Raw genomic sequence first — 26,420 nt, forward strand, 5'->3', positions numbered from 1 at the left:
CATCGGAATGCACAGCCCCGTCACGTTCGAGGGCCTCTACAGGCCGTCAGACACCGTGGAGTGACCTCACCTCAGGTGTCCGTGCTACAGGGGGAAGCTCATAGAGCGATCCAGCGTCCTGGACCATGAGATCGGTGGGGTTCTGCACTTCCGGAGGGGCGTGAGGGGTGAGCAGTGGACGTTCTTCGACGGGAGCCCAACGCCTGCTGCTCAGGATGTCGAGTTCCCAGCTCGCAATGGTCAGCAGGTGTGCCATCTCGTGGCCTCTGCCGCACTCGAACTGCACCGGATCCTGGATCCAGTCCACCCAGCCTCCAACCTTGCTCCCCGGAGCAGCCGAGAGGTGCGGGAAGTAATTCCAGTTGTCAGGGGTCGCGGCATCCTTTTCCCATGCCCAGATCCGAGCCCTGAGCTCAGCGGGAAGTTCCCAGCCATCCGGGTACTCCTCCACCCGCTCCGGCGACAGGACGCAAGCCGTAGGGAGATACGAGTCGTCGCTGTCAGGATCCGGCTCGGGGGCCTTAGTGAGCAGACTTCCGACCTCTTCCGCCTTACGCCAGCGCACGATCGTATGAGGCTGAAAGTACGGCTCGTGATCGAGCGGGCACCACAACACCTGGAGGGTGTCGGTGTCATCGGGGAAGGGCAGCTCGGGAACGTCCTGGGCGAACAGCTGCATGACCGGGACCAGTGGAAGCGGGTCCCAACCCTCCGAGGGGTGATGAGACAGCGGCTCAGGACAGATCGGCCAAGGCTCATCCGCAGGCCACAACAACGGCCCGCCCATGGAACTGTCCGTGATGGCCGGCTCTCCCCGGCGTGGATGCAGCCGAACCGTGGTCCGGTGCTGACCTGCCAGTTCAGGGAAGACAGCTCCTACATCGAACGGCGCCGAGGGCGTCGTCAACCCCATGCTCACCACTCCGATCACAACAGACGAGTCGTAGTGGCACACCGTAGAGCAGAGGGCCGACAGAACGAATCCCTGTTCGCAGCTGTGATCGTCGTACCGTTTAGCCGGGGTACAAGGAGTCAACCACGGTCACTCAGGACTGGCCCCAGCCCCAGGCGAACGCCCCCCTGACAAGCCGAGATCCCGCCGATTTCCGAGCTGGCAGCGCGGGTTCGATTCCCGTCACCCCTTCTAAGGACGAGAAGCCAGGTCAAGGGTTGGTCCTCGACCTGGCTTTGAGCGTTTCCATGGCTTCTTCGATCTTCCGGGCCCGGTGGCCCTCATGGAAGAGTGCCCGTGCGGGGTAACAGGTCTCGTGGGGCCGCGCAGGATCGGACCACAAAGGTGTTGCGGTGTGACGGAGATCATGGAAGGGAGATCCCGCTCTCGGCGTACGTCTCCATGCGCTCGCGGAGGTCCGGTGGGCGGATCATGCCGCGTCCCGGGTGTGCGGCAAATTCGCCCCGCTGCGTGCCGCGAGCAGGATCGGTATGTGACTTGAGGACGGCGGTCACGCGCCCCACGCCATTGCCCCGGCGTCTCTGGATGTGAGCCGTCCATGGTGGGTGCGCGGAAGCCACTCATCGAGCTGAGCTGAGCTGGGCCGGACAACCTCGGGACAGGGGCTGGGTGCTCATCCGCCGAAGCCGGCGGCGCGGTGCCGCACACAGGTGTCCGTCAGGGGCGAGCCTTGGGCAGGCTCACGTCAGTTTCGGCTGCCGCCGTTCCACGTCGGGTCTTCGATCGTGACGCAGGGCCCGACCTGGCCAGTGATCATGGATGCCGTCAGCCGCCACAACACCTCCTGCTTACGAGTCTCGGCGGTCTCCTTTTCCGTGCCGGCGAACTCCAGCACCAGCGTCTGGTCCTTGCCGATGTGCCGGGGATTGATGTCGAGGCCGCCGTCGCGCATGCGGGCGGCCGCGTCGGAGCCCGGTCCCATGGCCGTCACCGCGCCCACCGTCTTCCCCCTGCCGGTCTTGCACTCCTTGCCGGACGGGAGGTAGCTGATGTCGGCCGTGACGCCTGCCGCGCGCAGGTCCTGCTCCAGCTGGTCGGCGTCCTTGAACTCGTTGATCTCCACTCGCACTGTGCCGTCGGTGTTCTTGCTCACGGCGTACGCGGGGGTCTCCGTCCCCGTAAGCATGGGGACGGCGAACGCGGCCGCCGCGGCGAGGAGGCCCACCACGCCTCCCGCGTACAGTCGGCGGGTGACGCGCCGGTGCCGCTCTGCGCGGCCCGCGATCTCGGCCTTGAGTTCCATCAGCAGTTGCTCCTCGAATGTCATCCTGATGCTCCACTCATGACGAAGGGCAGGTTCCGCAGTGTCCGGCGGGCGCGGTGCAGGCGTACCTTGGCGGCGCTCTGCCGGATTCCGAGGGCGAGCGCTGCCTCCGTGACCGTGAGCTGGTCGATCACGACCAGCTCCAGTACGGCGCGCTCCCCCTTCGGCAACTCGGCCATGGCCTCGAACACCTGCCTGGCGTGCCGCTCCGCGTCGATGCGCTCCTCGAGCCTGGCGACGTCGTCGGTGGCGAGCGAGCGTCGTCCGCTCACCCGGTCCGTCAACCGGTACTGCTTGTACGCCCGCCGCCGCTCGGCGGAGATCGTCTTGCGTGCCACGCCGTAGAGCCAGGCGATCTCGGAGCCCAGCTCGGCTCGGTAGGTGTGGGCCGAGTCGAGCACTGCCACGAACACCTCGGCCACCAGGTCGGCGACCGTGTGCGGGTCGTCCACGCGGCGGGCGAGGAATCGGGTGACCGCATCGACGTTCCGCCGGTAGAAGGCCTCGAAGGCCACAGGATCTGTGGCTATCTCCGCCTGTTTACGACGCACCGGTCATGCTCCCTTCGTCGATTCGCCCCTGCTTGGTGAGAACCGACAAAAGGGTTACATTCGCAGGTCAGACCCCTTCGCGACCGACCGGACTTCCTACGAGGCAGCGTGCGCGGCTCGGGGTGCAGGTTCAGGTGCTCGAGAGTGACGGGACGCCGTCGACGTCCCGCATGAGGAAGCAGAAGGCGGGCCGGCCATCGTGTGAGCCGGTGAGGAGCAGCCGCTCGATCTTCCCGGTGAGAGTCGTCTCCACGTGGCCTCCGGGGAGAACCGCGCAGTGGTGCCCGGGACACTGCGGCCCTCGCCGGCCCTCCGCATCGCAGGTGACGGACGCGGCGGCTTCCGTGTTGTCAGCGGCGTCCCCATCGGGCGAGAGCACGAACGATCGTCGGGATGTCCTCCCGCCGCGCACGTACGAGTGCGACAGAGCCGAGCACCAGCCAGGGCAGAACCGGGATCAGGACAGCGAAGGGCAGAGACACGACAGAGCCACCTCTCGGCATCGGTGTCTGTCGCTGGAGCCTGCAACGCATCATGCACGGCGACCGCGCACCCACAAAACAGAATCCAGCGTCCAGAACGGTGAGCCGAGGATCACACGTGGCCTCGCTCCCCGTCAACCGTCCAGGTAGACGACCAGAACGCTGGATCAGGATGTGGAGAAGTTGTTCCAGGCGATCTGGTGGTTCAGCATGCCGGCGATCGCGGCGGCCTGGGCATGGGCCGTTCTCTGGTCCTTCGCCGCGGTGATGACCTATCTGTCGCTCAAGCGGCACGTACGTTCCTTCGTCACGCTGACGATCGCGGCGCTCCTGGGGGTGGTCATCTTCAGGATCGACTGGCAGACCCTCTACATCGACGGCCAGTTCTGGCTGCACCGGGACGAGTTCGCCGCCCTTGTGGCGGAGCACGAGAGCGGCCGGCCACTCACGGTGCCGTGGTGGATGAAGTACCTGTCGATGGACGGCCAGGTGCAGCAGCAAGGAGAGGTGCTCTACCTACCGGTGTTCGAGGACTGGCGTGCGGAGACCGGCAGTGGGATCGCCCACCTGCCGGCCCCGCCGACCTCCCGGACGCTCGTCCAGACCGCGTCCGGCGACCTCGGCAGCCCCGTACGGGACCTGGGCGACGGCTGGTGGTGGGTGGAGTAGATCAGCCAGCGGGGTTGTCAGAGGTCGCGTTCCTGCTCGTTGAGGATGGCGAGCGCGATCGTGGCCGCGCCGGCCGCGTCGCCGGCTTCGATCGCCTCGTACAGGTCCTGGTGGGTGGTGTCGGAGCCGAGCACGGCACGTTCCATGCAGTGATCGCGGCGGACCGTGTCGCGCACCGCCTCGCTCATGCCGCGATACAGGTCCAGCAGCACGGGGTTGTGCGAGGCCGCGGCGATGGCCAGGTGGAAGTCCACGTCGGCGTCGGCGAACGCGTCGAGGTCCGCGGCCTGGTGAGCGGTGGTGCACCGCTCCAGCGCCTTCCTCAGCTCGTCGAGGTCTGACGGCTTGCGTCGTTGGGCGGCGAGCCGGGCGGCAACCTGCGTGAGCTGCGCGGGCTGCACGACGAGGGCGTCTTCGGATTCAAGGGCTTCCTGCTGCACTCGGGCGTGGACGAGTTCCCCCATCTGGAGCCGGACGACCTGGCGGACGTGCTCCGCGAGATCCGGGCGTTCGACGCGCTGATGATCGTGCACGCCGAGGACCCGCAGGTGATCGACCACGCCCCGCCCGCGTACGGCGCGAGCTACCGGGACTTCCTGCGCTCCCGGCCGCGCGGCGCGGAGAACCTCGCGATCGCGCAAATCGTCGAGCTGGCCCGCCGGACCGGCTGCCGGGTGCACATCCTGCACCTGTCCAGCTCGGACGCGCTGCCGATGATCCGCTCGGCCCGGCACGACGGCGTCCGGATCACCGTGGAGACCTGCCCGCACTACCTGGTGTTCACCGCCGAGGAGATCGCCGAGGGGGCCACCGAGTTCAAGTGCTGCCCGCCGATCCGCGAGGCGGCCAACCGCGAGGCGCTCTGGCAGGGGCTCGCCGACGGCACGATCGACTGCGTGGTCTCCGACCACTCGCCGTGCACGCCGGAGCTCAAGCGGCTCGACACCGGCGACTTCGGCCTCGCGTGGGGCGGCATCGCGTCGCTGCAACTCGGCCTGCCCGCGGTGTGGACCGAGGCCCGGCGCCGCGGCCACACGCCGGCCGACGTGGTGCGCTGGATGGCCGAACGTCCCGCGGAGGTGGCGGGGCTGTCCCGCAGGGGCCGGATCGCGCCGGGCTTTCAGGCCGACTTCTGTGTGTTCGCGCCCGATGAGGTGTTCGTGGTCGACAAGGACCGGCTGCACCACCGCAACCCCGTGACGCCCTACCACGGCCGCCGGTTCGCAGACGTGGTCCGCGGAAGCTGGCTGCGGGGCGTACGGATCGGCATCGACGGCCCTTCGCGGGGCCGGCTGCTCAACCGAGGAGAAACATGACTTTCACCCACCTTCCCGACCTGGCCTCGCGCACGCTGGCGGGCAGCGTCGTGTACGCCAACGACGAGTTGTTCGCCGAGCGCGAGAACCTGATCAAGGCTGGTCCCGCCGTGTTCTCGACGGAGGACTTCGGCCACAAGGGCAAGGTGTACGACGGCTGGGAGACCCGGCGCCGGCGCGAACCCGGCCACGATCACGCGATCGTCCGGCTCGGCGTCCCCGGCGTGGTGCACGGCGTGGTGATCGACACCGCCTGGTTCAAGGGCAACTATCCGCCGTACGCCTCGGTGGAGGCGACCAGCGTCGAGGGAGCGCCGTCACCCGACGAACTGGAGCGGGCGAGCTGGGAGACGATCGTCGGGAAGAGCGAGATCAGGGGCGACGCCGAGAACACGTTCCAGGTGGCGGACCGGCGGCGCTGGACGCACGTCCGGCTGAGCATCTACCCCGACGGCGGGGTGGCCCGGTTTCGGGTGCACGGCGAGCCGGTGCCGGACCCACGGTTCCTGGACGGCACGATCGACCTGGCCGCACTGGAGCACGGCGGAGACGTGGTGGCCTGCTCGAACACGTTCTACTCCGCGCCGCTGCAACTGTTGTTGCCCGGCAGGGCCAGGATCATGGGCGACGGCTGGGAGAACGCCCGCCGCCGCGACGGCGGCAACGATTACGTGACGGTCAGGCTGGCGGCCCGCGGACGGGTGCGCCGGGTGGAGATCGACACGTCGTACTTCGTCGGCAACGCGGCCGGCTGGGCCTCGCTGAGCGGGACAGACGCCGACCGTCCGGACGAAGACGCGGAGTGGTTCGACCTGGTTCCGAAGACCCGGCTCCAGCCGGACACCCGTCACTTCCTCCGCTCGGCGTCGGCCGCGCCCGTGACGCACGTCCGCCTCGGCGTCTTCCCGGACGGCGGCCTGGCCAGGCTCAGGGTGCACGGCGAGCTGGTCGCCGACGCCCATCGGGCGGCCGTACTCCGCTGGCTCGACCTGCTCCCGGCCGGACACGCCGTCGAGGTGCTTCGCGGGGCCGGTGTGCCCGGTGTGTCCGCGCAGGAACTCGTAAACCGGCGGCCGTTCACCGGCGGCGACGTACTGCCTCCAGCAGTGATGTCCCTGCTGATGACCACCGCCTCGTAGTCGGCCCTTCAGGAGGGTACGAGCGGTGGGCCCTCCACCCGGCCCGGCGCACCGAACCCCATGCCGCTCTCATCGAGAGTATTGGTTCCACCCTGTACGCGAGAGCGGAGCGAACCTGCATGACCATCGACGTCCGAACACTTCTTCCCGTCGCCGAGCAAGCCGCGTCGATCGCCGGCGCGATCATCACGAGCAAGGCTCCGGGCGTCGTCACCGCCAAGGGCGACCGTGACATGGCCACGGAGGTGGATTTCGCCGTGGAACACGCCGTACGAGAGTTCCTGTCGCGCGAGACACCCGAGATCGGCTTCCTCGGCGAGGAGGAGGGCACAAGCCGGGCGGGCGAAGGCTTGACGTGGGTGCTGGACCCCGTGGACGGCACGGCGAACTTCCTCCACGGCATCCCGTTGTGCGGAGTCTCGTTGGGCCTGGTCGACGGGGACACGTCCCTGCTCGGAGTCATCGGGCTGCCGTTCCTGAACCTCCGCTACTCGGCCGCTGAAGGCGCCGGTGCGAAGGCCAACGGATCGCACATCCAGGTCAGCGGCGCCCGAGACCTGCGGGACGCCATCGTCGCCCTCGGCGACTACGCGGTCGGCGAGAACGCGCCGGAACGCAACAGACCCCGCTTCGCCCTGACGGAAGGACTGGCCGCCCGCGTCCAGCGCGTCCGGATGTTCGGCTCGGCCGCGATCGATCTCGCATGGGTGGCCGACGGCCGGATCGACGCCAACGTCATGCTCAGCAACAACCCGTGGGACACCGCGGCGGGCGTCGTCATCGCCCGCGAGGCGGGAGCCGTGGTGGTCGATCTCGACGGCAGCCCGCACGACATGGCCTCCCAGGCGACGATCGCCGCCGGCCCCGAGCTGGTGACCGACCTCGTGGCAATCCTCGCGGAGGCACAGCAGGCTGCCGGATAGCTCCGCATCTTCCCGGCTTGCTCGGCGACGCGGAATTTCTGTTGATCAAAGCTACTCTGGGCGTATGGGTCATGCGAAGACGTCGTTCGTCTGCCTGCCTTGCCGCGCCTCGTACAAGCAGCCCTATCCGCTTCCCGGGGACAAGGGCCGGACGTGCCCGCGGTGCGGCGAGTCGCTGATCCATGTGGGTTCCGCCTTCGCGGCCCCGCGCCGGCGGGACACCGCGGCGTGGCGGGTGCTCTCGCTGTTGCTGAACGCGGACGTCCGGTTCCACAAGAGTTGTTGCGGCGGGCCCGGTTACCGTCCGCGCACGCTCAGTGCGGCCCGCGCCCGAATGGCACACGCCCGCGCCACCGGCGAACCGTTCGCCAAGGCCCTGGTACGCCGCGAGCTGCCCTGACCCCTGCCCGTTCGCTGAGCGATTCGCCGGGTACGCCAGCGGTGCGACCTGTCACGGCAGGACGTGGGAGAGCATCGTCTTGGCGGGGTGGCCCAGGAGGCGTTCCAGGTCCGGGGTCTGGCGTTCCAGGGCGCCGGTGCGGATCCGGGCGTTGAGCCAGGCCATCGGGCCGGGGGCGGCGTCCGGGACCTCGCGGTAGGGCACGCCCAGGGCCTCGGCCAGCTGCGGGTGGGTCCACAGCGGTCCGGTGAGGTCGTAGGCGCGGCCCTCGTGGCCCTCGCCGGTCAGTACGTCGGCCGCCACCTCGGCCAGGTCGGACCGGAACGCGGTGTTCAGGCCACGCCCTCCGGTGCTCCCGGCCAGTACGCCGTCCGACACACGAGGGACGAACGCGTCGCTGTAGAAGGGGTGGCGCAGGACGGTGTACGGCAGGCCGCTGCGCATGAGGGCCTGCTCGGTGGCGTGGTGGGCCTCGGTCATGCCGGTGGCGACGGTGTCGGCGTCCAGGAAGCTGGTGTACGCGACGGCGCCCACACCCACGTCCACGGCGGCGGCGATGGCGGCCAGGTGGTGGGCGGTCCTGCGGGCGGGGTCGAGCTCCGGGGAGGAGATCAGGAGCAGGCGGGCAGCGCCCTCGAAGGCCGTACGCAGGCTCGCCGGGTCGTCGTAGTCGCCCCGCCGCACCGGTACGCCTTCCGGGGCCCGCGCGGGATCGCGTACGGCGGCGACGACGTCCGCCCTGGTACGCAGCCGGTCGATGACGAGACGGCCGAGCACGCCCGACGCGGCCGAGATTACGATCATGGATCTCCCTCTGAGAATGAGTGATCAAAGTGAACTGCCGGGCGTGACGGGACGCCACTGCTTTTTCCACGGCATAATCCGCGCCCACGGCAGCCCCGAAAGGGAGCATTCCTTGAGAAACCTGGCCAGATCACCCGGGTTACCGTGATCGTGACCCCGCCCGCTGAGCGGAAGGGAGCGAACATGGCCGGGCACATCACGTACGACAAATGGGCGTCGGCGCGCGGCTCGCTCAAGGCGACCGGCGACCGGTTCGCGAAGCTGATCTCCATCGTCGACCCCCACACCATGGCGACCGGGGAATGGACCGTCGCCGAGACCGCCGCCCACGTCGGCATGATCGCCACGCTCTACACCTCCACAGTGCGGCCGGGCGAGGTGCCGTCGCCGTTCCCGGGGCTGGAGGAGGCGATTCTCGGCGCCAACGTGGACACGGTGAGCACGCTCAACGAGCTGGCGTTCGGGCACTCCGCAGAACGCGACCCGCTGGTCCTGGCCGACCGGCTGCGCGACGACATCCGGGAGATCCTGCGCGTCACCGCCGACGTCGACCCGGCGACCCCCGTCCCGTGGCTCGGCGACGCGCGGGTGCCCATCGCGGGCGTGCTGGCCCACCTGGTGAACGAGTTGCTGCTGCACGGCTGGGACGTCGCCCGCGCGACCCGTACCCCATGGGCGTTGCCCGCGCGGGACGCCGGCCTGTTCTTCGACCTGTTCCTCGTCGGGATGATCAGGAACGACTACGGAAGCCTGATGGACACCGGCTCGCCCGCGCCGCGCCGCCGGATCGCCGTCGGGTTCCACTCCGCGCACACCGCGCCGGCGGCGCTGGTGCTCGACCACGGGCGGGTGTCGGTGGCCGAGGTGGACGCGGGAGTGGACGCGCACGTGCGGTTCGACCCGGCGACACTGAACCTCCTGCTGTTCGGCCGCGTCTCCAGGACGCGCGCCGCGCTCACCGGCAAACTCGCCGTCTGGGGGCGCCGTCCGTGGTTGCTGCCGGCTTTCCTGCGGTTCGTACGCCTGCCCACGACGACCCGCCCGCGCTCGCACACCGAGTCCGTACGGGTGTGAAAAGCGAGGTTCGATCCCGAGTATCCCTCAAGGGGGCGCATACTGGAGGAGATGAAGCGAGCTAGCGGCGATTCTCGTCGTCACCTGCCCACAAGTCCCTTCAAGCCGCCGCCTCCGGCCCCACCCGCCGAGCGGTTCGACATGCACGACCGGGTGAGCCACGACCGTTACGGCCTCGGGGTCGTCATCGGGGTGGAGGACGATGTCGCCGTACTGGTCGACTTCGGTTCACGGCAGGAGCGGATCCCGACACCGTTCAACAAGCTGTACAAGCTCTGAGAGGCCGATGGGATCAGAACAGAATCGGTTTCCACCTGAACGCCGATCCCTGGCGTTCGACCAGGCCCAGGCCCGGGAAGGGCATGTGGTAGGCGTGCACCGGCAGGTGTTCGGCCGCCGCCCGTTCCAGGATCCGGCGGCGGCTGCGCACCGAGCGCTCGCCGTCCAGATCCCATGGGGTGCGCCACTCGGGGTGGCTGAGCTGGAGCCGGTCGTAGAAGGAGTCGCCCACGCAGAGCAGCCGCTCCCGTCCTGACTTCAGCAGGACGGCCATGTGCCCCGGCGTGTGACCGGCGGCGTTCACGGTGTGCACATGGGGCAGGATCTCGGTGTCGTACTCGACCGGGCGCAGCCGTTCGCCGAAGAGCCTGATCGCCTCCTGCGCCGGGCCGCGCTGCTCGCCGGGCGCCTGCGAGGCGGCGTCCGACCAGTAGGCGATCTCCGCCGAGTGCGCGAACGCGGTCGCCTCGGGGAAGGTCGGACGGCCTGACCAGACGGCTCCGCGCGCGTGGTCCTCGTGCAGGTGGGTCAGGACGACGGCGGCCGGGTCGGCGGCCGTGAACCCGAGCGCGCGCAGCCCGGCGCCGAGCTGGCCGACCAGGGGTGAGATGTCCGGGCCGTAGCCGAGGAAGTTCCGGCCGAGGCCGGTGTCGATCACCGCGAGTCCGGCCGAGGTCTCCACGCACAGACAGTTGTAGCCGCAGGCCAGCGTGGTGCGCCCGTGCTCCTCGTGCTGCTCGGCCGCGCGCAGCTCGTCCTCCGGTACGCCGGCGTCGGGGGTGAAGAAGTCGGCCAGCGCGGGCTCCCACGGCGGTTCCATCTGGCCGTCGCTGATGAGGGCGCACGACAGCGTCCCGACGGAGAAGCTCCGGATGAGCTGCGCCGAGACGGGCCGCCCCGGCGGATGCGGACCGGTCATGGGGTCACGACGGCCCATGGGGTCACGACGGCCCATGGGGTCACGACGGCCCATGGGGTCACGACGGCCCATGGGGTCACGACGGCCCATGGGGTCACGACGGCCCATGGGGTCACGACGGCCCATGGGGTCACGATGGCTCATGGGGTCACGATGGCGAAGTCGCGGGTCGGTGAGTCGAGGATGGCGACCAGCCGCTGGAGGGCCGTGATGTCCCCCTCCCGCTCCACCCCCTCCACACCCTTCCCTGCCACCAGGCCGAGCAGCTGCGTACGGGTCAGGCGGAGCGTCAGGTCCACGGGCTCGTCCGGGGGGTTGAGCCGCTGGACCAGCACGCCGTTCGACAGGGTGGTGCGGTGCAGCTCCCCCAGGTCCGTCAGGTGCCAGTCGATGGACAGGCTCTCGTGCCACGCCTTGGGACCGTCCACGCGGATGGCGAGCGAGTCGAGGATCTGCTCCACGGTCAGGGCCGCGACCAGGTCCGGCGAGGTGGTGCTGAGCGGGGTCGGCACGATGCCGTCGGTCAGTTCCATCGCCCCCGTCAGGTACGCGTTGCGCCAGGTGGCGTTCTCGGCGCCGTGGCCCAGCCGGGTGTAGACCTCGGCCAGCAGGTCCCTGGCGGCCTTGTTGCCCTCGTCGGCGAAGACCGCGTGGTTGAGGAGCTGGGCGGCGAAGCGCAGGTCGTTCTCCTCGACGTACCTCCTGGCGAAGGCCACGACGGCCGCGCCGCCGCCCATGCACTCGACGTAGCGGATGGCGCTTTCCCTGGGCGGGTGTTCCCACAGGTGGGCGGGGTTGCCGTCGTACCAGCCGAGGTAGCGCTGGTAGATGGCTTTGACGTTGTGGTTGACCGAGCCGTAGTAGCCGTGGGTGTGCCAGGCCCGTTCGAGGGCGGGTGGGACGCGGAGGTGTTCGGCGATCTCGGGGCCGGTGAGGCCCTTGTTGAGGAGGCGGAGGGTCTGGTCGTGGAGGTAGGCGTACAGGTCGCGTTGCTCGGTGAGGAAGGCCGTGAGCTGGGCGGTGCCCCAGGTGGGCCAGTGGTGGGAGGCGAAGACGACGTCGGCGTGGGCGGCGAGGTGGTCGATGGTCTCGGTGAGGTAGCGCGCCCATCGGTGGGCGTCGCGGACGGGGGCGCCGCGCAGGGTGAGGATGTTGTGGAGGTTGTGGGTGGCGTTCTCGGCCATGCAGAGGGCCCTGTGGTCGGGGAAGAGCATGTTCATCTCGGCGGGGGCTTCGGTGTCGGGGGTGAGCTGGAAGACGATGCGGATGCCGTCGATGGTCTCTTCCTGACCCGTGTGAGTGATGTGGACGGTGGGCGGGATGAGGGAGACGGTTCCGCTGGAGGTGGTCATGCCGAGGCCGCAGCCGAGCTGGCCGCCGGGGGTCGGTGGGAGGGTTTGGCCGTACATGTACGTGGCGCGGCGGTTCATGGCGGGTCCGGCGTGGATGTTCTCGGAGATTGCGTGGTCCATGAATCCGGCGGGCGCGAGGATGGGGACGTCGCCGGTGGTGACGCCGCGTACGCCGCCGAAGTGGTCGACGTGGGTGTGGGTGTAGATGACGGCGGTGACGGGCCGGGGTCCGCGGTGGGCGCGGTAGAGGCTGAGTGCGGCGGCGGCGCATTCGGTGGAGATGAGGGGGTCGATGATGACGACGCCGGTGTCGCCCTCGATGAGGGTCATGTTGGACAGGTCGAGGCCGCGGATCTGGTAGATGCCGTCGGTGACCTGGTAGAGGCCCTGTTTGACGCAGAGCTGGGCTTGCCGCCAGAGGCTGGGATGGGCGGTGTCGGGGCATTCGGCGTCGAGGAAGGTGTAGGCGTCGTTGTCCCAGACGACCTTGCCGTTCCGCGACGTGACCACGCCGGGGGTCAGCTTCGCGATGAAGCCACGATCCGCGTCCTCGAAGTCACCCGTGTCATGAAATGGAAGGTCTGCCATGTCTGCTCGCATGCCCCCGATCGGGAAGTCGTAGCTCAACAACCAGCCCCAATAGCATGAAACTCGGGCAATAAGGGCAGGGCGGGGCGGCGTACCGGCTTCGGCGGTGTGATTGGGTGGTTCCAGTCCGATCGTGCTGGGGGTGGTCATGGAAGCGTGCGTGTTCGACCTCGACGGCGTACTCGTCGACTCCGAACCCGTCTGGGAGCAGGTGCGGCGCGCCTACGTCGCCGACCACGGCGGCACCTGGCAGCCCGACACGCAGTCCAGGCTCATGGGCATGAGCACCGGCGAGGGGGCGGCCTACCTGCGCGAGCTGGGGGTGCGCCTGACGCCCGACGAGATCGCCGAAAGCGTGATCGACCAGATGGCCGAGCGCTACCAGGACGGCGTGCCGCTGCTGCCGGGGGCGCGCGAGGCCGTGCAGCGGCTGGCCGCCCGGTTCACGCTCGGCCTGGCCAGCTCGTCGCCGCGGCGGCTGATCGACGTGGTGCTGGACGCGTCCGAGCTGCGCGAGTACTTCGTGACCACGGTCTCCACCGAGGAGGTCGCGCGCGGCAAGCCCGCCCCCGACGGTTACCTGGAGGCGGCCAGGCGGCTGGAGATCTACCCGAAGGACTGCGTGGCGGTCGAGGACTCCAGCAACGGGCTGCGCTCGGCGCACGCGGCCGGCATGCGGGTGATCGCCGTGCCGCACGCGGACTACCCGCCCGACGACGACGCCCTCGCCATCGCCTGGCGCGTGCTCCCCGACCTCGACGCCCTCACCGTCGAGCTGCTGACGTGACATCCCAAAAAGGCCCAGACGTGACGACCCGTGAAAGCCCAGACGTGACGGCCCGCGAAGGCGGCGGTGTGGCGGTCCGCCTTCGGACGCCGGCCGATCTCGACGCCTGCGCCGAGGCCCTGGCCCTGGTGCACGCCGCCGACCGCTACCCCGTCGACTGGCCGGGCGACCCCCAAGGCTGGCTGACGCCCCACGGCCTCCTGCGCGCCTGGGTGGCGTACGAGGACGGCCGGGTGCTCGGCCACGTGGGCCTGGCCGACACTCCCGAGGGCCCGGAGGTCACACGGCTCTTCGTCGCGCCCGCCGCGAGGGGCCGCGGGCTGGCCCCGCGCCTGCTCGCCACCGTACGCGAGGCCGCCGGCACGCCCGTGCTCCTGGAGGTCTCCCACGAGGGCCGGGCCGCCATCGCGCTCTACGAGCGGCTGGGCTGGCGCCGCGTCCGCAGCAGCCGCGCACGATGGCTCAACGCCGCCGGCGAACCCGCTCTCCTTCACCACTATGTGAGCCCGTGAAGCTATCCTTTGTGAATCGTGCGAGACATCACGGTCTTCAGTGGAACTGCCCACCCCGAGCTCGCCGAGGAGATCTGCTCCCACCTCGGCACGAAGCTCCATCCCGTCAAGGTCGACCGCTTCGCCAACGATGCGCTTGAAGTGCAGCTCCAGGCCAATTGCCGGGAGCGTGACGTGTTCCTCATCCAACCCTTGGTGCCGCCGACCCAGGAGAACCTGGTCGAGCTGCTGCTCATGATCGACGCGGCCCGCGGCGCCTCCGCGGCCAGGACGACCGTCGTCCTGCCGCACTACGCCTACGCCCGTTCGGACAAGAAGGACGCGCCGCGCATCTCCATCGGCGGGCGGCTGGTCGCCGACCTGATGGTGGCCGCGGGCGCCAACCGCGTACTGGCCATGACGCTGCATTCGCCGCAGGTGCACGGCTTCTTCAGCGTCCCCGTCGACCACCTGCACGCGCTGCGCGAGCTGGCCGCGCACTTCCGCCGCTACGACCTGTCGAACACCGTCGTCGTCTCCCCCGATCTGGGCAACGCCAAGGAGGCCGCGCACTTCGCCCGGCTGCTCGGCACCGGCGTCGCCATGGGCGCCAAACAACGTTTCCCCGACGACCGCGTGGTGATCAGCTCGGTCATCGGCGAGGTGGCGGGCAAGGACGTGATCATCCTCGACGACGAGATCGCCAAGGGCAGCACGGTCGTCGAGCTGCTCGGCCGCCTGCGCGAGCAGGGCGTGAACTCCGTCCGCCTGGCCTGTACGCACGGGCTGTTCGCGGGCGGGGCGATCGAGCGGCTGAGCGCGTTCCCGGAGGTCATGGAGATCGTCTGCACGAACACCGTGCCCCCGCCCAAGCCCAGTGACAAACTGACCGTGTTGTCGATCGCCCCGGCGCTGGCCGAGGCGATGCGGCGGATCCACGACGGCGAGTCGGTGAGCGCGCTGTTCGGCACATCCTGACGGCCTGCCCGGTGATCTTCCGGGACGGCCGGGAATGGATCATAGTGGACATCATGCATGCGGCCACAGACGTCCTGCTCCGGCGGTTCCGTGATGGTGTGGGCGAGGTCGTGCCCCTGGTCGCCCTGTGGGCGCACGGCTCACTGGGCGCGGGTGACTACCAGCCCGGGCGCAGCGACCTCGACCTGATCGCGATCGTCGAGACACCGGTCACGATGGAGCAATGGCGCCGGATCAAGGGGCTGCACCGGGGGCTCGGCCTGCCGCTCGCCGACCTGCTCCACTGCTCCTACATGTCCCTGGAGGAGCTGGCGGACCTGCCGGCCGAGCACGTCACGTGGGCCCACGAGCAGATCTTCCGCCGCCAGGTCACCGCCGTGACCCGCCGCGAGCTGCACACGGCCCCTCTCGTGCTGGCCGGGCCGCCGCCCGCCGAGTTACTGCCGCCGGTCTCCGACGCCGAGCTGGCCGACTTCGTCCGTACGGACCTGCGTCTGTTCTGGCTGGACAAGACCATGGGACGCCGGCGCTGGCTGCGGGACGTCTGGGTGGACCTCGGCCTGCTGACCGTCGCGCGGGCCTCGGTCACGCTGCGGGAGAACCGGTTGATCACCAAGCGCGAGGCGCTCGACGTGCTGGCCGGGATGGGCGCGCCGGAGGTCGTGCTGGCCGACGTACAGGCCCGCCGGTACGGCACCCCACGGCCGGTCCTGAGCCGGTTCAGGAGGGGCCGGCTGACGCGGGCCTTCGTCAGGTCCGCGATCGGGAAGACGCTGGCGGAGAGCCGCGACGACGCCTGACGGCGGCGGTGTCTCAGTGGGCAGGACGGCGGCCCTCACGGTCGGTGGCCGGGGATAGTCTTGGGCCCGACTTACCACCCGTACCGGGGAAAGGGCGGCATATGGCGGAGATCAGGCAGTCCTATCTGGTGGCCGCGACGTCGGCGGTCTCGCTCCTGCGCGACCCGGCCGTACGGACGGCGTGGGACAAGCCGAGCGCGCTGACCGAGTTCAGTGTCGCGGGCCTGGCCGGGCATCTGGCCCACCAGATCGTCCGGGTCATCGACGTGCTCGACTGCGGCGAGAGGGCCGACGAGCCGATCCCGCTCATCGAGCACTACACGAGGTCGCCGTGGGTTCAGGCGGGCCTCGACCACGAGAGCAACGTGAGCGTCCGGGTGGGCGGGCAGGCCGCCGCCGCCGACGGTCACGCCGCGCTCGTCGAGCGTACGCAGGCGCTGCTCGACCGGCTGCTGACCGAGCTGCCCGCCGAGCCCGAGGACCGGGTCGTACGGCTGCCGTGGGCGGCCTGGTCGCTGCGGCTCGACGACTTCCTGCTCACCAGGGTGATGGAGCTGGTCGTGCACTCCGACGACCTGGCCGCGAGCGTGGGCATCGGCACCCCCGAGCTGCCGCCGTCGATCAACGAGCCCGTGGTGGAGCTGCTGGCCCGCCTGGCGGTCCACCGACACGGCGCGACGGCGGTCATCCGCACCCTGAGCAGGGCCGAGCGGGCCCCCGCCACGATAAGCGCCTTCTGAGGCCCCCGCGGCGGGCCGTACGCTACGACCCGCCGCCCACCAGGCGCAGGGCCTCGGCGACCTCGTGCCCCGACAACGCGCTGTCCGGGTCGAGCAGCCATTGCGCCAGGAACCCGGTCAGCATGGCCTGGTACAACGAGCCCACCAGCCGGGCCCGCTCCGGGTCCGTCTCCGCCCGTACGTCCTGGAACAGCTCGGCGAGCCCCAGGCGCGCCTCCTTGATGGCCGGTACGAGCTGCTCCCGCATCTCGGGCAGGTGATCGATCTGCCCGAGCAGCTCCAACTGGGTGATCCAGAGCGGCCGCAGCCGGGCGAACGAGTCCACCACGCCGTCCCAGCCCGCCGCGAACCGCTCCAGCGGTGAGGCGTCGGCCTTGACGTCGGCGGTGAGGATGCGCCCCAGATCGTCGCCCCACTCCTTCATCACCTCGAACAGCGCCTCGTTCATCAGCGCGTCCTTCGACTTGAAGTGGTAGCCGATGCCCGCGAGGCTCACGCCCGACGCGGTGGCGATGTCGCGCGCGGTGGTACGCGAGTAGCCCTTCTCCATCAGGCACCGCTTGGCTCCGGCCAGCAGATCTTCCCTGTTTCCCATGCCCAGACAGTAACACAGGCGTCTTAGATATTCGTCCTAGACAAGCGTCTGAGACAGGTGTACCGTTCACGGCATGAAGAACGTCCTGATCTCCGGCGCGAGCATCGCCGGCACCTCGCTGGCGTACTGGCTGCGCCGCCACGGCTTCACCGTCACCGTCGTCGAGCGCGCCCCGGCCGTCCGCGAGGGCGGCTACAAGGTGGACATCCGAGGCGCCGCCCTCGACGTGATCGGCCGCATGGGCCTCACGGGCGCGGTCACCGCCCGCGCCACCGGTATGCGCGTGGCCACCCACTACGACCGCAAGGGCAGGCCGCTGGCCACCATGGACGCCGACCTGTTCGGCGGGCGTACGGGCGACGACGTCGAGATCATGCGCGGCGACCTCAACGACCTCCTGTACGACCTCACCCGCGACGACGTCGAATACCTCTTCGGCGACTCCGTCACCGCCATCGCCGACGACGGCCTGGTCACCTTCGAGCACGCGGCGCCGCGCCGGTTCGACCTGGTCGTGGGCGCGGACGGCATGCGTTCCAACGTGCGCAGGATCGCCTTCGGCGAGGACGCCGGGTTCGTCCGCGACCTGGGCTACTACATCTCGATCTGCACCGTCCCCAACACGCTCGGCCTGGACCGCGAGGAGGCCGTGCACGCGAGCCCCGGCAGGACCGCCAACGTCTACAGCACCGGACGGGACGGCGACGCCAAGGCCCTGTTCATGTGGGCCTCTCAGCCGCTCGCCTACGACCACCGCGACGTCGGCCACCAGAAGGACCTGCTGACCGAGGCCATGTCGGGGGCCGAATGGGAGGTGCCCGCACTGCTCGGCGCGGTGCGCGGCGCCGACGACTTCTACTTCGACTCGGTCAGCCAGGTACACATGGACCAGTGGTCGAAGGGCCGGGTCGTGCTGGTCGGGGACGCCGCGTACTGCGCCTCGCCGGCCTCGGGGCAGGGCACGAGCCTGGCGATCGTGGGGGCGTACGTGCTGGCGGGCGAGCTGGCCCGGGGCGGCGGCGCGGCCGGCTACGAGCGGGAGATGCGCGAGTTCGTACGGGTCAACCAGGAGCTCGGCCCGGCGAACGTCAAGGGCATGGTGATCGGCTCACGGCTGGCGCTCTGGATCCAGATGAGGATGTTGAAGCTGCTGCCGTACCTGCCGGGCAAGGAGAAGGTCGTCGAGCGTGTCGCCGGGGCGATCCACCGGGCGGCCGTGGCGATCAGCCTCAAGAACTACATGGAATGAAGCGTTCCGTTCTGCTATAGTAAGAGCAGAACATTCCGTTCCACATGAATTGGGGTTTGCCATGACCATCCTCGTCACCGGTGCCACCGGAACCGTCGGCCGTCTCGTCGTCGAGGAGCTGCTTCAGGCCGGTCAGCAGGTCCGGGCCCTGACCAGGAACCCCGCCAAGGCCGCCTTCCCCGAGGGCGTCGAGGTCGTCGGCGGAGACCTCGCCGAGCCCGCGTCCCTGGCCGCCGCCTTCGAGGGCGTCACCGGGGTGCACTTCATCAACTTCGCCGGCGACGACTACTCCCCGCTCCCCGACGGCGCCGGGCTGGCCGAGCTGGCCGTCAAGGCGGGCGTACGCCGGGTCACCGTGCTCGGCGGCCGCGAGGACGGCGAGCTGGAGCAGGCCCTCGCCGCCACCGACCTGGAGTGGACGCTGCTCCACCCGGTCGAGTTCATGGCCAACACCCTTCAGTGGTGGGCCCACACGATCAGGACCGAGGGCGTCATCAAGGAGCCGTTCGGCGAGCGCCTGAGCGCGCTGGTGCACGAGCGCGACATCGCCGCGGTGGCCGCGACGGTCCTGGCCGAGGGCGGCCACGGCGGCAGGACGTACGTGCTGACCGGCCCCCGCGCGATCACCCTCAAGGAGAAGGTCGCCATCCTGAGCGAGGCCGTCGGCAGGGACGTGGAGTTCGTCGAGCTCACCGTGGACGAGGCGCGGGCCAAGTGGCGCGCCGACGGCATGGGCGAGCAGACCATCGAGTTCCTCGTCGGCGCGCTCGGCAACACGCCGGAGGTCGGCTACACGGTTGTCCCGACCGTCCGTGAGATCACCGGCCGGGACGCGCGCGACTTCGCGGAGTGGGCGCGGGAGCACGCCGACGCCTTCCGCGGCTGAACTACCCGCCGACCGCCGCGAAGTGGCAGGCGGCCTGGGCGTCGGGCACCGCGGGCAGGATGCTCAGCGGTTCCGACCGGCAGGCCGCGTCCACGCCCGCCTCGGCCGCCCTGCCGGAGGCGAGCACCTGGCAGCGGGGATGGAACCGGCAGCCACCCGGCACCCTGGTCGGGTCCGGCGGCTCACCGGTCAGCACGATCCGCTCGGGCGACTCCGGCAACACCGACATCAGCGCCTGCGTGTACGGATGCCGCGGTGCCGTCAGCACCTGCTCGACCGGCCCGGACTCGACGATCCGGCCGAGGTACATGACCGCGACCCGGTCGGCGATGTTCCAGGCCAGGCCGAGGTCATGGGTGACGACCAGCGCCGAGAGGCCCAGGTCGGCCCTGAGCTTGAGCATCAGGGCCAGGATCTCGCCGCGTACGGACGCGTCGAGCGAGGCGACGGGCTCGTCGGCGATCAGCACCTTCGGGTTCAGCGCGAGCGCGCCGGCGATCACGACGCGCTGCCGCTGGCCGCCGGACAGCTCGTGCGGGTAACGCAGGAAGAAGCGCTCCGGCGGCCGCAGCCCGGCCCTGGACAGGGCCGAGGCCACGATCTCCTGCTCGTCGGGCAGGCCGTGGATGCGCGGGCCCTCGGCGACCGCCTCGTAGACGGTGTGGCGGGGGTTGAGCGAGCCCATCGGGTCCTGCAGCACGAGCTGGACCTGACGCCGGTAGGACTTGAGCGCCCTGGAGCCGTACTGGAGCGGGGAGCCGTCGTAGCGGACCTCGCCGGAGGTGGGGCGTTCGAGGCCGAGCAGCGTGCGGGCCAGCGTGGTCTTGCCGCAGCCCGACTCGCCGACGAGGGCCACGATCTCGCCCTGGCCGATCGCCAGGTTGACGCCGTCCACCGCGCGGGCGCTGCGGCCTCGCGCGGAGAACGCGACATGCAGGTCACGGGCCTCCAGCAACGCGCCCTTTCCCGTCGAGACGGTCTCGGCCGCGGTCTGCGTCTCGGTCATGACGTCTCGACCTCCTCCTTGGTCCGTACGTGCACGCAGGCGGCGGCGTGGCGGGGACCGGCGGGCCACAGCTCGACGTCGAGCCCCGCGCACTCCTCCACCGCGACCGGACAGCGCGGGTGGAACGAGCAGCCTGCCGGGAGCTGCATCGGGTCCGGCGGGTCGCCGCCGAGGCCCTTGGGGGCCAGCCGCGAGACCGGGTCGCCCACGGTCGGGAACGCGGCCGCCAGCGCCCGGCTGTAGGGGTGGCGGGCGTCGTGGAACACCTCGCGGGAGGGACCGTGCTCGACCACGCGGCCGGCGTACATGACCGCGAGCTGGTCGCAGACGTCGGCCAGGACCGACAGGTCGTGCGAGATCATGATCAGGGAGATGCCGTGCTCGGCGATCAGCTCCTTGATCAGGGTCAGGACCTGGGCCTGGACCATCACGTCGAGCGCGGTGGTCGGCTCGTCGGCGATGATCAGCCGGGGCGAGCAGGCCAGCGCCATCGCGATCATCACGCGCTGCCGCTGGCCGCCGGACAGCTCGTGCGGGTAGCTGCGGGCCCGCCAGGCGGGCAGGCCGACCTGTTCGAGCAGCTCGGCGACGCGCTTACGGGCGCCGTCGGGCTTGGCCAGACCGTGCACGAGCAGCGGCTCGGCGATCTGCTCGCCGATCCTGCGCACGGGGTTGAGGCCGTGCTGCGCGCCTTGGAAGACGATCGAGGCCTCGGCCCAGCGCACGGCCCGCATACGGCCCCACTTCATGGCGAGAATGTCCTCGCCGTCGAGCAGGATCCGGCCGCCGACCCGCGTGCTCTTGGGCAGGAGCCTGAGCAGCGCCATGGCCAGCGACGACTTGCCGGACCCCGACTCGCCGGCGACCCCGAGTGCCGCCCCGGGGTCGAGGGACAGCGACACACCGCGCACCGCGGGCACCTCGCCCGAGGCGATGCGGTACGTCACCGACAGGTCGTCCAGTTCGAGGAGACTCATGCCGCCCTCCTGAGCCTTGGGTTCAGCACGGCCTCCAGCGCCCTGCCGCACAGCGTGAACGCCATGACGACGGCGAGGATGCACAGACCCGGGATGAGGATGTACCACCAGGCGCCGTACGTGGCCGCGCCGAAGTCGTAGGAGGCCCGCAACATCGTGCCCCACGAGGTCTTGTTGGCGGTGACGCCGAGGAAGGCGAGCGTGGACTCGGTGACGATCGCGCTGGCCACCTCCAGCGTGGTGCTGGCCAGCAGCAGCGGCGCCACGTTCGGCAACACGTGCCGGGTGGTGATGTGCCAGTGGCCCGCGCCCAGCGCCTTGGAACGTTCGATGTAGGGCCGCGCCTCGACCGACAACGTCTGCGCCCTGATCAGGCGGGCGGTGGACGGCCAGGTCGTGATCCCGATGGCCATGATGATCGTGAACGTGCTGCCGCCCAGGATGGCCGCCAGCACCAGCGCCGTGATCAGCGAGGGCAGCACCAGGAACCAGTCGGTGATCCGCATGAGCACGGCCCCGGACCAGCCGCGGAAGTGCCCGGCGGCGATGCCGACGACCATGCCGATCACGATGCTGAGCAGCGCGGCGAGGAAGCCGATGAGCAGCGAGGTACGCGAACCCCACCAGATCATCAGCAGGATCGACCGCCGCGACTCGTCGGTGCCGAACGGGTGGTCGAGGCTCGGCGGGGCCATCTTCTCGCCGGTGGCGCGGACCACGTTGGTCACGCCCTCGTCGATGAACAGCGGCGCGATCAGCGCCAGCACCACCGCCACGACGAGCACCCCGAGGCCGACCATGCCGGCCCGCTGATGGCGGAAGGTGCCCCAGAAGCGGCCGAACGCGTGCCGCCTGCGGTCCCAAGCGACGCTGGTCATGCCGACCTCACTCTCGGGTCGAGGAAGTGGTAGACCACGTCGGCCAGCGTGTTCATGAGGATCACGGCCACGGTGATCAGCATGAACGTGCCCTGCATGAGCGTGAAGTCCGGCACCTCGATCGCCCGGTAGAACAACTGCCCGAGCCCCGGCCAGCTGTAGATGTACTCGACGGTCACCGCGCCGCCGACCACGAAGCCCATACGCATGAAGACCAGCGTCACCGTGGGCAGCAGGGCGTTGGGGACGGCGTGCCGGCGGCGTACCTCCTCGTCGCGCAGGCCCTTGGCGCGGGCGGTGGTCACGTAGTCCTGGCTGACCTCCTCCAGCAGGGACGACCGCATGACCAGCAGGTATTGGGCGTAGACCACCGCCACCAGGGTCAGGCACGGCAACACCATGTGCGAGGCCACGTCGAGCAGGTACGCGAACCCGTCGGGCGCGTCCACGCTCTCGATGCCGCGGAAGGGGAACAGCCCGGGGATCGGCCCGACGCCGACGCCGAACACCATGAGCAGGAGCAGCCCGAGCCAGAAGGTGGGCACCGACCACAACACCAGCGAGACGCCGGTGGAGAACCGGTCGAACCTGCTGCCGTGCCGCCAGCCGGCCCGCGTGCCCTGCCAGATGCCGAGCGAGACCGCGAGGATCGTGCCCGTGCCGGCCAGCAGCAGGGTCGGGCCGATGCGCTCGCCGATGAGGTCGAGCACCGGCCGCTTGTACTCGTACGACAGGCCCAGGTCGAGCCTGAGCGTCTTGCCGACGAAGTCGAAGAACTGGTCGAGCACCGGCTTGTCGAGGCCGAGCCGGTGGCGTTCCAGGTCGAGCTGCGCGGGGGTCATGTTGCGGCCCTGCGCCAGGTTCCGCACGGGATCGCCGGGCAACAGCCGGAAGACGAAGAACGTTCCGACGATCACCGCGGCGATGCTGAACAGCGCCCCGCCGGCCTTCGACAACGCGTACCTGAGCGTGCCGCGGCCCGCGGGGCGGTCCTCACCGGAACCCGCCGCCTGGACGGCGACGGGTTCCGCTGCTTCGAGCGGTGTTGTCATTCGCGCTCGTCGGAGGCGCTCTTACGCCGCCTGGTCAGGAGGAAGGCCACGAGGCCGATGACGACCACACCGCCGACCACCCCGACGATGAGGCCGGTGTTGGAGCCGCCGCCGTCGGCGCCGGAGCCAGAGGCCGCGCTCGCCTTGACGTCGACCGTGTAGAACGGCCAGTAGCCGCTGCCGCCGTACAGGAGGCCCTTGTCCTCGGGGATCGGGGTGATGCTGGTGATCCGGTCCTTGCGGTAACCCTCAAGGTCGTTGGGGTAGTAGATCGCGATGACGGGGGCGTCGGTGTAGAGCCGCTGCTCCATCTGCTTGATGATCTCGGCACGCTTGGGCCGGTCGAGCTCCTTGAGCTGCTCCTGGTAGAGCTTCTCGAAGGTCGGGTCGCAGTAGAACGACTCGGTGCCGCCGCCCTCGCCGCCCGGCGCCGGCCTGCGGCTGCACAGGTGGGTGGCCAGGATCTCCTCGGGGTCGGGGTTGACCGACCAGCCGCTGATCGCGATGTCGAACAGCGCCGTGACGCCGGTCTCCTCGGTGAACTTGCTGGAGTCGAGCTTCTTGGTGGTCAGCGTGACGCCGATCTCCTTGAAGAAGCCGGTCAGGTACTCGGCGAGCTTGTCCTCGGTCGGCGTGTCGGTGTGGATGCTGAAGCGGAACTCCAGCTTGCGCTTGCCGTCGGGCATCGTACGGACGCCGTCGGAGCCCTTCTTGTAGCCGGCGTCGTCGAGGATCTTGTTGGCCTTGGCGACGTCGTAGGTGACCTTCTCGTCGCCCGTGGCCTCCCAGAAGAAGTCCTTGTACATGGGCGGGATGATCGAGCCGTCGGCCGGCTTGGCCAGGCCGTTCTGCACCTCGTCGACCAGCTTCTGCTTGTCGATGGCGAAGTGCAGCGCCTGGCGCACCTTCGGGTCCTTCAGCGCCGGGTGACCGTCACCGACGGGCTTGTTGTCCGTGGTGGTGGCGCCGTGGTTGATCTGCAGGTACGCGGCCCGCCGGCCCTGGGTGTTCCACGCCTCGATGTTCGGGTCGTTCTGGATGGCCTCGAACTCCGGCGGCGTCATACGGCCGAGCAGGTCGATGTCGCCCTTCTTGAGCCCGGCGACGGCGGCCTGCGGGTTGTCGTAGAAGATGACCTGGAGTTCGTCGATCTTGGGCTTGCCCCGCCAGTAGTCGGGGTTGGCCCGCAGCTTGACGTACTGGTCCTTCTTGTGTTCGACCGCGAGGTACGGACCGCTGCTGACGGTCGGGTACGTGTCGCCCTCGAAGGTGGTCATGTCGGTGACCTTCTCCCACACATGCTTGGGCATGATCGGGATCGGGTTGTCCAGCATGGACGCCTGCGGCGCCTTGGTCTTGATGACCAGGTCCTGGCCGTTGGCGGTGACGCTCTCGAAGTTCTCCACGGCCGGGCCGTTGGCCGTCTTGGCCGCCTCGTCCGTCATGATCTTGTTGAACGTCCAGGCGGCGTCCTCGGCCGTGACCGGCTGGCCGTCGGACCACTTGGTGTTACGGATCTTGAACGTCCACGTGAGCCCGTCGTCGGACGTCGTCCACGACTCAGCCAGGTCGGGGCTGGGCTGGAGCGTCTTGGAGTCGGGGACCGTGAGGAAGCCGTACATCCAGCGGTGGATCGAGGTCGAGACCAGCCGGACCGCCGTGAACGGGTTCATGTGGTCCATCGCCTGGGTGGCACCGACGCGCAGGACCTTCTTCCCCGCCGCAGGTTCCTGGGCTTGGGCCGCCGTGGCACCCTGGCCGGCCACTAACAGCGCAACACCCAGCACTGCCAGGCGTGCGAACCATTTCCTCATGAATGCCTCACCTTCAGGCGGGGGGTTCCCGTGTAGAAGAAGGCACACCATACGGAGACCGCGTGTCAACGAGCAGCGGAGAATTGTTTCATTCTCGTTTCCTTTTGCGGTGTAAATTTTCAGTACGCTTGGCACTACGTTGATTCGGTGCCCCGCCTGCCCGTTCTCCTCGCCGCCGTGCTGACGATCGTGGCCGGGCTCGCCGTCCGGCTGCTGTGGGACGGTCCCGTGCCCAAGTATGCAGGTGACGCGCTCTACACCGTACTGATCTACGCGCTCGTCGTACTGGCCGCGCCGCGCGTGCGGCCGTGGGTCGCCGCGGCGGTGGCGGGCGGGCTGAGCTGGGCGATAGAGTTCGCCCAGCTCGGCGAGATCCCCCCGTTCCTGCGACCGCTGCTCGGCAGCACCTTCAACCCGCCCGACCTGCTCTGGTACGCCGTCGGCGCAGCCCTCGCGTGCGCCGCGCACACCCTGTGGAGATCCCGGCGGTCCACCCCCTAGAGGCGGGTCAGCAGCAACCGCCGCCCGAGCCGCAGCACGACCCCGCCTGCGGCAGCAGCTCCCGGCCCCCGCCCAGCTCGTAGCCGGCCTCGACCACGGCCGACTCGATGACGGCCAGGTCGATCGGCGCGCTGCTGGTCACGACCATCTCCTTGGCCGCGAGGTCGACCTCGACGACCTGGACCCCGTCGACCTTGCCGACCTCGGCCCGCACCGAGCTGACGCAGTGGCCACAGGTCATGCCCTCGACCTGGTACGCAGTGGTGATCACCATGTCCGAACTCCTCACTCTCCCGGTTACGCCGCCCACTCTATACCCCCCGGGGGTAAAAACGCATACATCCGGACCGTCCGGATAGGGGGAGGGAGAACGAAAGGGACAGTCATGGCGAACGGCAAGACCATCGCGTTCCTGGTCGCTCCCGAAGGGGTCGAGCAGGTGGAGCTCACCGAGCCGTGGAAGGCGGTCAAGCAGGCGGGCGGCACGCCGCGGCTGGTCTCCACGTCTTCGGGGCAGATCCAGGCGTTCAAGCATCTGGACAAGGCGGGCACGTTCGCCGTGGACGCCACGGTGGACGACGCCGACCCCGCCGGATTCGACGGCCTGGTGCTCCCCGGGGGTGTCGCGAATCCCGACTTCCTGCGTACGGTGCCGGGGGCCGTACGGTTCGCGCGCGCCTTCTTCGACGCCGGCAAGCCGGTGGCCGCCATCTGCCACGCCCCGTGGACGCTGATCGAGGCGGACGTCGTACGCGGGCGTACGCTCACGTCCTGGCCGAGCCTTCGTACCGACCTGGGCAACGCGGGCGCGACCTGGAAGGACCAGGAGGTCGTGGTCTGCACGGACGGCCCCAACACACTGGTCACCAGCCGCAAACCGGGCGACCTGAAAGCCTTCTGCCAGGCCGCCACGGACGCCTTCGCGGTCTGAGC

General features: G+C 69.7%; 31 protein-coding genes. 16 read left to right on the forward strand and 15 right to left on the reverse strand.

Annotated elements, in window-relative coordinates; translation table 11 throughout:
• Window positions 1–46: 46 nt before the first annotated feature.
• From IEZ27_RS38310 to IEZ27_RS55150, 4 genes are all read right to left on the reverse strand, one after another.
• The gene (locus IEZ27_RS38310; protein WP_189651756.1) at window positions 47–679 is read right to left on the reverse strand and encodes a hypothetical protein; all 633 of its coding nucleotides are present in this window, start codon (window positions 677–679) and stop codon (window positions 47–49) included.
• 979 nt (window positions 680–1,658) lie between these two features.
• A complete protein-coding gene (locus IEZ27_RS38315) occupies window positions 1,659–2,240 on the reverse strand; it encodes a hypothetical protein (protein ID WP_189651757.1) in 582 nt (193 codons plus the stop codon).
• Window positions 2,237–2,752 (reverse strand): RNA polymerase sigma factor, encoded by a 516-nt coding sequence (locus IEZ27_RS38320; protein ID WP_229824731.1) that lies wholly within the window; start codon window positions 2,750–2,752, stop codon window positions 2,237–2,239. Before IEZ27_RS38320 ends, IEZ27_RS38315 begins: the two co-directional genes overlap by 4 nt.
• 166 nt (window positions 2,753–2,918) lie before the next feature.
• On the reverse strand, window positions 2,919–3,041 hold the full coding sequence (locus IEZ27_RS55150; RefSeq protein ID WP_268246114.1) for a hypothetical protein: 123 nt from the start codon (window positions 3,039–3,041) through the stop codon (window positions 2,919–2,921).
• 403 nt (window positions 3,042–3,444) lie between these two features.
• Between IEZ27_RS55150 and IEZ27_RS38325 the strand changes: the two genes are divergently transcribed.
• Window positions 3,445–3,939 (forward strand): hypothetical protein, encoded by a 495-nt coding sequence (locus tag IEZ27_RS38325; RefSeq protein ID WP_189651759.1) that lies wholly within the window; start codon window positions 3,445–3,447, stop codon window positions 3,937–3,939.
• A 17-nt stretch (window positions 3,940–3,956) separates the two neighbouring features.
• On the opposite strand, the gene IEZ27_RS38330 is transcribed toward IEZ27_RS38325, so the two are convergent.
• On the reverse strand, window positions 3,957–4,340 hold the full coding sequence (locus IEZ27_RS38330) for a FadR/GntR family transcriptional regulator (protein WP_229824732.1): 384 nt from the start codon (window positions 4,338–4,340) through the stop codon (window positions 3,957–3,959).
• On the opposite strand from IEZ27_RS38330, the gene allB reads away from it, so the two are divergent.
• The 4 genes from allB to IEZ27_RS38350 all read left to right on the forward strand — a co-directional run bounded on the left by allB (window position 4,293) and on the right by IEZ27_RS38350 (window position 7,717).
• The gene (gene allB / locus IEZ27_RS38335; protein ID WP_229824733.1) at window positions 4,293–5,255 is read left to right on the forward strand and encodes an allantoinase AllB; all 963 of its coding nucleotides are present in this window, start codon (window positions 4,293–4,295) and stop codon (window positions 5,253–5,255) included. The genes IEZ27_RS38330 and allB overlap by 48 nt on opposite strands.
• Complete coding sequence (gene alc, locus IEZ27_RS38340; protein ID WP_189651760.1) at window positions 5,252–6,394, forward strand: allantoicase; 1,143 nt, start codon at window positions 5,252–5,254, stop codon at window positions 6,392–6,394. Before allB ends, alc begins: the two co-directional genes overlap by 4 nt.
• 119 nt (window positions 6,395–6,513) lie before the next feature.
• Window positions 6,514–7,317: an inositol monophosphatase family protein gene (locus IEZ27_RS38345; protein ID WP_189651761.1), complete on the forward strand. Its 804-nt coding sequence runs from the start codon at window positions 6,514–6,516 to the stop codon at window positions 7,315–7,317.
• A gap of 64 nt (window positions 7,318–7,381) precedes the next feature.
• Complete coding sequence (locus IEZ27_RS38350; RefSeq protein WP_189651762.1) at window positions 7,382–7,717, forward strand: paraquat-inducible protein A; 336 nt, start codon at window positions 7,382–7,384, stop codon at window positions 7,715–7,717.
• A 51-nt stretch (window positions 7,718–7,768) separates the two neighbouring features.
• Here the strand turns inward: IEZ27_RS38350 and IEZ27_RS38355 are convergent, their stop codons facing one another.
• Window positions 7,769–8,521 carry an NAD(P)H-binding protein gene (locus tag IEZ27_RS38355; RefSeq protein ID WP_189651763.1) on the reverse strand — a complete coding sequence of 251 codons (753 nt, stop codon included), beginning with the start codon at window positions 8,519–8,521 and terminating at the stop codon, window positions 7,769–7,771.
• 183 nt (window positions 8,522–8,704) lie between these two features.
• Here IEZ27_RS38355 and IEZ27_RS38360 point away from each other — a divergent pair, with 183 nt between their 5' ends.
• Window positions 8,705–9,595 (forward strand): maleylpyruvate isomerase N-terminal domain-containing protein, encoded by an 891-nt coding sequence (locus tag IEZ27_RS38360; RefSeq protein WP_189651764.1) that lies wholly within the window; start codon window positions 8,705–8,707, stop codon window positions 9,593–9,595.
• Between the two features lie 51 nt (window positions 9,596–9,646).
• Window positions 9,647–9,874, forward strand: coding sequence for a hypothetical protein (locus tag IEZ27_RS38365; RefSeq protein ID WP_125643373.1), 228 nt, complete (start codon window positions 9,647–9,649; stop codon window positions 9,872–9,874).
• 13 nt (window positions 9,875–9,887) lie between these two features.
• On the opposite strand, the gene IEZ27_RS54390 is transcribed toward IEZ27_RS38365, so the two are convergent.
• Both IEZ27_RS54390 and IEZ27_RS38375 read right to left on the reverse strand, forming a co-directional pair.
• Complete coding sequence (locus IEZ27_RS54390; RefSeq protein WP_229824734.1) at window positions 9,888–10,937, reverse strand: MBL fold metallo-hydrolase; 1,050 nt, start codon at window positions 10,935–10,937, stop codon at window positions 9,888–9,890.
• Complete coding sequence (locus IEZ27_RS38375) at window positions 10,934–12,733, reverse strand: alkyl/aryl-sulfatase (RefSeq protein WP_189651765.1); 1,800 nt, start codon at window positions 12,731–12,733, stop codon at window positions 10,934–10,936. The genes IEZ27_RS54390 and IEZ27_RS38375 overlap by 4 nt, the downstream gene beginning before the upstream one ends.
• 133 nt (window positions 12,734–12,866) lie before the next feature.
• Between IEZ27_RS38375 and IEZ27_RS38380 the strand changes: the two genes are divergently transcribed.
• From IEZ27_RS38380 to IEZ27_RS38400, 5 genes are all read left to right on the forward strand, one after another.
• Window positions 12,867–13,520 carry an HAD family hydrolase gene (locus tag IEZ27_RS38380; protein ID WP_229824735.1) on the forward strand — a complete coding sequence of 218 codons (654 nt, stop codon included), beginning with the start codon at window positions 12,867–12,869 and terminating at the stop codon, window positions 13,518–13,520.
• A 68-nt stretch (window positions 13,521–13,588) separates the two neighbouring features.
• The gene (locus IEZ27_RS38385; RefSeq protein ID WP_189651766.1) at window positions 13,589–14,032 is read left to right on the forward strand and encodes a GNAT family N-acetyltransferase; all 444 of its coding nucleotides are present in this window, start codon (window positions 13,589–13,591) and stop codon (window positions 14,030–14,032) included.
• Window positions 14,033–14,050: 18 nt separating this feature from the next.
• The gene (locus IEZ27_RS38390; protein WP_189651767.1) at window positions 14,051–14,989 is read left to right on the forward strand and encodes a ribose-phosphate diphosphokinase; all 939 of its coding nucleotides are present in this window, start codon (window positions 14,051–14,053) and stop codon (window positions 14,987–14,989) included.
• A 53-nt stretch (window positions 14,990–15,042) separates the two neighbouring features.
• On the forward strand, window positions 15,043–15,789 hold the full coding sequence (locus tag IEZ27_RS38395; RefSeq protein ID WP_189651768.1) for a nucleotidyltransferase domain-containing protein: 747 nt from the start codon (window positions 15,043–15,045) through the stop codon (window positions 15,787–15,789).
• Window positions 15,790–15,890: 101 nt separating this feature from the next.
• Window positions 15,891–16,529, forward strand: coding sequence for a maleylpyruvate isomerase N-terminal domain-containing protein (locus tag IEZ27_RS38400; RefSeq protein WP_189651769.1), 639 nt, complete (start codon window positions 15,891–15,893; stop codon window positions 16,527–16,529).
• Window positions 16,530–16,551: 22 nt separating this feature from the next.
• Here the strand turns inward: IEZ27_RS38400 and IEZ27_RS38405 are convergent, their stop codons facing one another.
• Window positions 16,552–17,124 carry a TetR/AcrR family transcriptional regulator gene (locus tag IEZ27_RS38405; RefSeq protein ID WP_189651770.1) on the reverse strand — a complete coding sequence of 191 codons (573 nt, stop codon included), beginning with the start codon at window positions 17,122–17,124 and terminating at the stop codon, window positions 16,552–16,554.
• A gap of 73 nt (window positions 17,125–17,197) precedes the next feature.
• On the opposite strand from IEZ27_RS38405, the gene IEZ27_RS38410 reads away from it, so the two are divergent.
• Together IEZ27_RS38410 and IEZ27_RS38415 are read left to right on the forward strand one after the other, a co-directional pair.
• Window positions 17,198–18,373 (forward strand): FAD-dependent monooxygenase, encoded by a 1,176-nt coding sequence (locus tag IEZ27_RS38410; RefSeq protein WP_189651771.1) that lies wholly within the window; start codon window positions 17,198–17,200, stop codon window positions 18,371–18,373.
• Window positions 18,374–18,434: 61 nt separating this feature from the next.
• Complete coding sequence (locus IEZ27_RS38415; RefSeq protein WP_189651772.1) at window positions 18,435–19,259, forward strand: NmrA family NAD(P)-binding protein; 825 nt, start codon at window positions 18,435–18,437, stop codon at window positions 19,257–19,259.
• Window position 19,260: 1 nt separating this feature from the next.
• Here IEZ27_RS38415 and IEZ27_RS38420 read toward each other — a convergent pair whose 3' ends face one another.
• The 5 genes from IEZ27_RS38420 to IEZ27_RS38440 are packed head-to-tail and all read right to left on the reverse strand — an operon-like array spanning window position 19,261 to window position 24,986.
• Window positions 19,261–20,265 (reverse strand): ABC transporter ATP-binding protein, encoded by a 1,005-nt coding sequence (locus IEZ27_RS38420; protein ID WP_189651773.1) that lies wholly within the window; start codon window positions 20,263–20,265, stop codon window positions 19,261–19,263.
• Complete coding sequence (locus tag IEZ27_RS38425) at window positions 20,262–21,242, reverse strand: ABC transporter ATP-binding protein (RefSeq protein WP_189651774.1); 981 nt, start codon at window positions 21,240–21,242, stop codon at window positions 20,262–20,264. The genes IEZ27_RS38420 and IEZ27_RS38425 overlap by 4 nt, the downstream gene beginning before the upstream one ends.
• Window positions 21,239–22,120 (reverse strand): ABC transporter permease, encoded by an 882-nt coding sequence (locus IEZ27_RS38430; RefSeq protein ID WP_189651775.1) that lies wholly within the window; start codon window positions 22,118–22,120, stop codon window positions 21,239–21,241. Before IEZ27_RS38430 ends, IEZ27_RS38425 begins: the two co-directional genes overlap by 4 nt.
• Complete coding sequence (locus tag IEZ27_RS38435; RefSeq protein WP_189651776.1) at window positions 22,117–23,172, reverse strand: ABC transporter permease; 1,056 nt, start codon at window positions 23,170–23,172, stop codon at window positions 22,117–22,119. The genes IEZ27_RS38430 and IEZ27_RS38435 overlap by 4 nt, the downstream gene beginning before the upstream one ends.
• Window positions 23,169–24,986 carry an ABC transporter substrate-binding protein gene (locus IEZ27_RS38440; RefSeq protein ID WP_189651777.1) on the reverse strand — a complete coding sequence of 606 codons (1,818 nt, stop codon included), beginning with the start codon at window positions 24,984–24,986 and terminating at the stop codon, window positions 23,169–23,171. The genes IEZ27_RS38435 and IEZ27_RS38440 overlap by 4 nt, the downstream gene beginning before the upstream one ends.
• A gap of 147 nt (window positions 24,987–25,133) precedes the next feature.
• On the opposite strand from IEZ27_RS38440, the gene IEZ27_RS38445 reads away from it, so the two are divergent.
• On the forward strand, window positions 25,134–25,487 hold the full coding sequence (locus tag IEZ27_RS38445; RefSeq protein ID WP_189651778.1) for a ribosomal maturation YjgA family protein: 354 nt from the start codon (window positions 25,134–25,136) through the stop codon (window positions 25,485–25,487).
• Window positions 25,488–25,494: 7 nt separating this feature from the next.
• Here the strand turns inward: IEZ27_RS38445 and IEZ27_RS38450 are convergent, their stop codons facing one another.
• Entirely contained in the window at window positions 25,495–25,761 is a 267-nt protein-coding gene (locus IEZ27_RS38450) for a heavy-metal-associated domain-containing protein (protein WP_125643398.1), read from the reverse strand.
• Between the two features lie 111 nt (window positions 25,762–25,872).
• On the opposite strand from IEZ27_RS38450, the gene IEZ27_RS38455 reads away from it, so the two are divergent.
• Complete coding sequence (locus tag IEZ27_RS38455; protein ID WP_189651779.1) at window positions 25,873–26,418, forward strand: type 1 glutamine amidotransferase domain-containing protein; 546 nt, start codon at window positions 25,873–25,875, stop codon at window positions 26,416–26,418.
• Window positions 26,419–26,420 lie beyond the last annotated feature (2 nt).

Origin of the sequence: Nonomuraea spiralis (assembly GCF_014648435.1) — a bacterium.
In the GTDB taxonomy this organism is placed as follows: Bacteria; Actinomycetota; Actinomycetes; order Streptosporangiales; family Streptosporangiaceae; genus Nonomuraea; species Nonomuraea spiralis.